This is a genomic window from Nocardia sp. NPDC051900 (assembly GCF_044452545.1).
Lineage (GTDB): Bacteria > Actinomycetota > Actinomycetes > Mycobacteriales > Mycobacteriaceae > Nocardia > Nocardia sichangensis.
In genome coordinates this window covers 49,433-53,643 of record NZ_JBITBU010000030.1, presented here as the reverse complement: position 1 = coordinate 53,643, position 4,211 = coordinate 49,433, and the positions used below count along the sequence as shown (strand labels likewise).

The following is a 4,211-nucleotide window of genomic DNA, read 5'->3' as shown; positions in this document are numbered from 1 at the left end:
GTCGATCAACCAACTACCGGAGACCTCGCCACATTCAAAACCCGCCCCCGCCAACCAGTCTCACACCTGCGGCATTACTTCGAGACACGCTCTAGGCGATCCGGTCGTTGTTGGCACCGACCCGACCGTGTGCTACCGCCTCTGGCTGCCGATTCCCGCCGATGAGACCGTCGTAGTCCGCCAGTCTGGGTGCAATGCCGACAGTGAAGCCGCCGAGGAGGTGAGATCACTGGTGTTGCCGCTGCCTGTTCCCGCAATTCCCGGACCTGTGCGCCCCGCAGCGGCCGTGGTGTATGCCAGTGGGTTCCTGCGCGGCGCGATTGCGCATCTGCTGGTCAACGGCAAACCGCGCACGAGTCAGGAAGCCGTCTACTCTGACGCCTGGATCCCCGTCCCGCCACCAGCGTTGGTCGAAAACGACACGCTCAAGGTGATCCAGACCCTGTGCAGCGAAGCTAGCACCATCGATCAGCGCGGGACTCCCGTCACACGTGGGCACCTCAAAATCAGCCTCTCGCACCCCACTATCGAACGAGGCAGCAGCGTCGTCGAAACGGTGATCGCCACCGACGCCGACACCGGGGCGCCCGTCATCGGGGCACAAGTGATGCTGGACGGCAAGATCGTCGGCACTACCGGGACGCCGTTCCCTGTCACCTCCACGGCAGGCCAGCCCAACCCGAACGGCCTGGTCACCGCATCGGGACAGTACTTCGACCAACCCTTCACCATTACCCTCACCGATCCACCACCCCGCACCGCGAAACTGCACCTCAACCTCAGCCCGGTCATCGTCATCTACCAGACCCTCGTGCTGAAATCGGCGAACTGGACCGTCACCCCACAGTGGGATCCCTCCAAGAAAGTCACCGCGACCGGCGCAAACGTCACCGTCGACGTCGTCAGGCCGCCTGGGGCCAGCGGCAAGGTGCAGATCGAGCTGGCAGCAACATGGGAAGTGGCCGGAAACATCAACCAGTACACCTTCCCCGACACCGTCCTCCCCGGCCACCAAAGCCCCAATCCCGGCGTCGTCGAGTGGGACGGCACCGAAAGAACAATCGGCTGGCTGACTGGCTGGCATATCGTCGAAGACGGCTACGGCAACGGCCTGCTGGTGGTCACCGAGAACTACCAGGGCTACCAATAGACTCGGCGTGCGCCCCAACCCGTCACCCGGCTCACCACGCCCGCGAGCGCCCCGCGCCCGCGCCCCGCGCCCCGCGCCAGGGCTTTCCCCCGCAGAAGCCCGACGCCCGGGTCGAGGACCCGCCGCCGGGCGCTCTACCGAGCGCTTTCACCTGGGGTCATTCAAAGAACGTAGCCTTTAGCGCTAGTCCCCAGCGCCCTTCCCGATTCTGTTTGCCCGCTATAGGGCCCCCTCCCCGGTTCGATGTTTGGTGCTCAGCAGGCGCGGCGAGACAGCCGATACGCCAATCTGGGGTACACCCCAACACCACGGCGGTGACCGGACTAAAGAGCGTCAGAATAGAGTCACCTTCTGCATTTCTTGACACGCGTACGCTGGATTCTTAGACTTCAACTTGACATTTCAAGTGGTGGAGAGGTCAGTTATGCGTGTTGGCTACATCAGGGTGAGTACGGTCGATCAGAACACCGTCCGGCAGCTCGACGGGATCGATGTCGAACGCACCTTCACCGACAAGGCCTCCGGCAAGGACACCGCACGTCCACAGCTGGACGAGCTGATCGCATTCGTACGCGACGGCGACACCGTGATCGTGCACTCCATGGACCGCCTCGCCCGCAACCTCGATGACCTTCGCCGGTTGGTGCGGACCCTGACCGGCAAGGGCGTGCGAGTGGAGTTCGTGAAGGAGTCGCTGACCTTCACCGGCGAGGACTCGCCGATGGCGAACCTGCTGCTGAGCGTGATGGGTGCCTTCGCCGAGTTCGAACGCGCCCTCATCCTCGAGCGGCAGCGTGAGGGCATCGCCGCGGCGAAAACTCGGGGCGCCTACACCGGCCGCAAGCCCGCGCTCACCGCCGAGCAGGCCGCCCAGCTGCGTGCCCGCGCGGCCGGTGGGGAACCGAAAGCAGCGTTGGCCAAGGAATTCGGCGTGAGCCGTGAAACCGTCTACGCGTATTTGCGTCAGCAGGTGAGCCAGCCATCCTGACTCGGCACCTTACGCTGAGCTACTCACCCTCGGAGCAATCCATCTGAAGCAGTGGATATTTCGAAGAGGCCCACCGAGCCCATGAGCAGGCCCCTGGCTTCTTCTGCACTCACCTGACCTGCCGCCACTGCCTTATCGAGAAGAAACAGGTCGCGGGTGTCGATCACCAGCCCTCCACCATCGGCAAAGACCTCCACGTCCGAGGTGTGGTTACTCATAAGTGGGCCGGCGGGTGCTGGGATCACGTTCCCGGAACTGGTTCACGATGTACCACTTGCCGGAGGGCAATTTTTGGTTGTCCAGGGCATAGAGCGATGCGAACCGCTCGATCTTCTGCAGATCTCCCGGCTTCCCTCCGGAGGTGTACCCCAAAACAACATCAACCGGGAAGAAGTGGTTGTTCACCGAAGTTCGTAGAGTTCGTAGTCCAGGCGGCTGCGGTCTGCGGTAAAGATGCCTTTGCCGGCAGCTTGAATGTCGTTGAGCCAGTCGTAGCGGGGGTCGCCGGTTTCGAAGACCGGGGCGACGATCGCGGTCGAGGGCTGTTGAGGGATGAGGCGGATTCGGCCGAAGTAGCGGATGAGTATCAGGGCGCCGTCGTGGGTTTCGATGCTCAGGCGGACATCGGGCAGGCCAAGTCCGCTGGCGGTCATGGTGAACCAGTCCGCGCTGCTGGTGCCGGCCAGTCGGCCGGAGAGCCGACCGGTCAGCTGGGCGGCGGCGATCTCGGCGATCATGCGACGACCAGCCGGAGCCGCGCCAGCGTCGAGTGGGGTGGTCACGTGCAGGGTCATGGTGCATAGCGGCTCGAGGGTGATCACGACAGGGTCTCCGGGGTAGTGGCTGGGCGCAGCGAGCGGAGGGTGAGATCGACAACCGCCTCTATCTGCTGCGGGTCCCGGGCTGTGCGGCCAAGCACGAACATGCCCTCGACCAGGGTGAGCAGTTGGGCCGCGACGGTGTCGGCGGGCCAGCGTGCGTCGATCTCGCCGCGCCGCTGGGCGGAGGTCACCGCATCGGCGATACAGCCGTGCAGGTCGGTGAAGATTACTCTGATCGCCTCGGTTACCGCTGGGTCGCCGGGGAGTAGTTCCAGGGCCGAGTTTCCGGCCAGGCAGCCCCGCATGTCACCGTTGGCGGCGTGGCTCAGCGCCGCCTGGTTCAGCAGGTAGCTGCGCAGGCCTGCCAGTGGGGATGACGAGCCGGACAACAGGCCGCGGATGCGCTGGACGCCGATCTCCCGGTAACGGGCCAAGGCGGCCAGCAGCAGTCCGCGCTTGTCGCCGAACGTCTGATAGATCGCCCCGGGATGCATTCCCGTGGCCGCGGTGAGCCGGGAGATGGAGGTGGCACCGTAACCGTGCTGCCAGAACGTCTGCATCGCTACTTCGGTCACAGCCGCGACGTCGGCGGTGCGTGGTCTGCCTCGCGTCATGAGTACCAATTTATGAGTGGTCATTCAAATAAGCAAGCGATGGCAGCCCCCATCGACACCGAACTCGGCCTCATCAGAGGCATACCAGCGCAGCTCGCGCTGGACGACGTCACGTGTCAACTGCTGGCCGGTCGAGACGTGCAACACCCCGAAGATCGTGGTGCAGAGTACTTCGAAAATCCGTGCAGCCGACTTCGAACATCGACAGCTGGGGCGACCTGGGTTTTCGGACCACACCGCTCGGTGGCAGTGGGGTGTTGAGAACCGAACAATTCCCGACACCACAACTCGCGGCTCGATCACACAGGTGACACAGTTGGTGGCCAGTCCCGTGGTTCGACATTCGTCGGTTTCCCAGGTCCGTCTTCACCCCAATCGAATTCTGGCGGAGGTGGACCCCATTGCTGAGGTGCAGCGAAGGAGACATGCTCGGATCCGAAGTCGGTGCCGACGAATGAGGCTTTGCCGCTGAAAGCGGCCTTGTCGAACCAGGCGATGCCGGTGAAGGTGGCCTTGCGGAACGAGGTGCCGCCGCTGAAGGTGGCCTCGCGGAATCTGGCGCCGCTGAAGGTGGCCGCGCGGAACTCGGCGCCAGCGTCGAATATGACCGTGTCGAACAAGGCGTTGCCGGTGAAGGT

The 4,211-nt window shown here is 63.9% G+C and carries 7 protein-coding genes; 2 read left to right on the top strand and 5 right to left on the bottom strand.

Features of this window, described 5'->3' with window-relative positions:
- On the top strand, positions 1-1,150 hold a 1,150-nt coding region (locus ACIA5H_RS34835; RefSeq protein WP_397080260.1), incomplete at its 5' end, for a hypothetical protein.
- A gap of 424 nt (positions 1,151-1,574) precedes the next feature.
- Positions 1,575-2,138: a recombinase family protein gene (locus ACIA5H_RS34830; protein WP_397080258.1), complete on the top strand. Its 564-nt coding sequence runs from the start codon at positions 1,575-1,577 to the stop codon at positions 2,136-2,138.
- Between the two features lie 23 nt (positions 2,139-2,161).
- Here ACIA5H_RS34830 and ACIA5H_RS34825 read toward each other — a convergent pair whose 3' ends face one another.
- The 5 genes from ACIA5H_RS34825 to ACIA5H_RS34805 form a co-directional block, all read right to left on the bottom strand.
- The gene (locus ACIA5H_RS34825) at positions 2,162-2,335 is read right to left on the bottom strand and encodes a hypothetical protein (protein WP_397080256.1); all 174 of its coding nucleotides are present in this window, start codon (positions 2,333-2,335) and stop codon (positions 2,162-2,164) included.
- A gap of 13 nt (positions 2,336-2,348) precedes the next feature.
- The gene (locus ACIA5H_RS34820) at positions 2,349-2,543 is read right to left on the bottom strand and encodes a hypothetical protein (RefSeq protein WP_397080254.1); all 195 of its coding nucleotides are present in this window, start codon (positions 2,541-2,543) and stop codon (positions 2,349-2,351) included.
- Positions 2,540-2,959, bottom strand: a complete 420-nt coding sequence (locus tag ACIA5H_RS34815) for a DUF3237 domain-containing protein (protein ID WP_397080252.1) — start codon at positions 2,957-2,959, stop codon at positions 2,540-2,542. Before ACIA5H_RS34815 ends, ACIA5H_RS34820 begins: the two co-directional genes overlap by 4 nt.
- Positions 2,956-3,573 carry a TetR/AcrR family transcriptional regulator gene (locus tag ACIA5H_RS34810; RefSeq protein WP_397080250.1) on the bottom strand — a complete coding sequence of 206 codons (618 nt, stop codon included), beginning with the start codon at positions 3,571-3,573 and terminating at the stop codon, positions 2,956-2,958. Before ACIA5H_RS34810 ends, ACIA5H_RS34815 begins: the two co-directional genes overlap by 4 nt.
- A gap of 299 nt (positions 3,574-3,872) precedes the next feature.
- Positions 3,873-4,211 (bottom strand): pentapeptide repeat-containing protein (locus ACIA5H_RS34805; protein WP_397080248.1); only part of this gene is annotated, 339 nt, incomplete at its 5' end.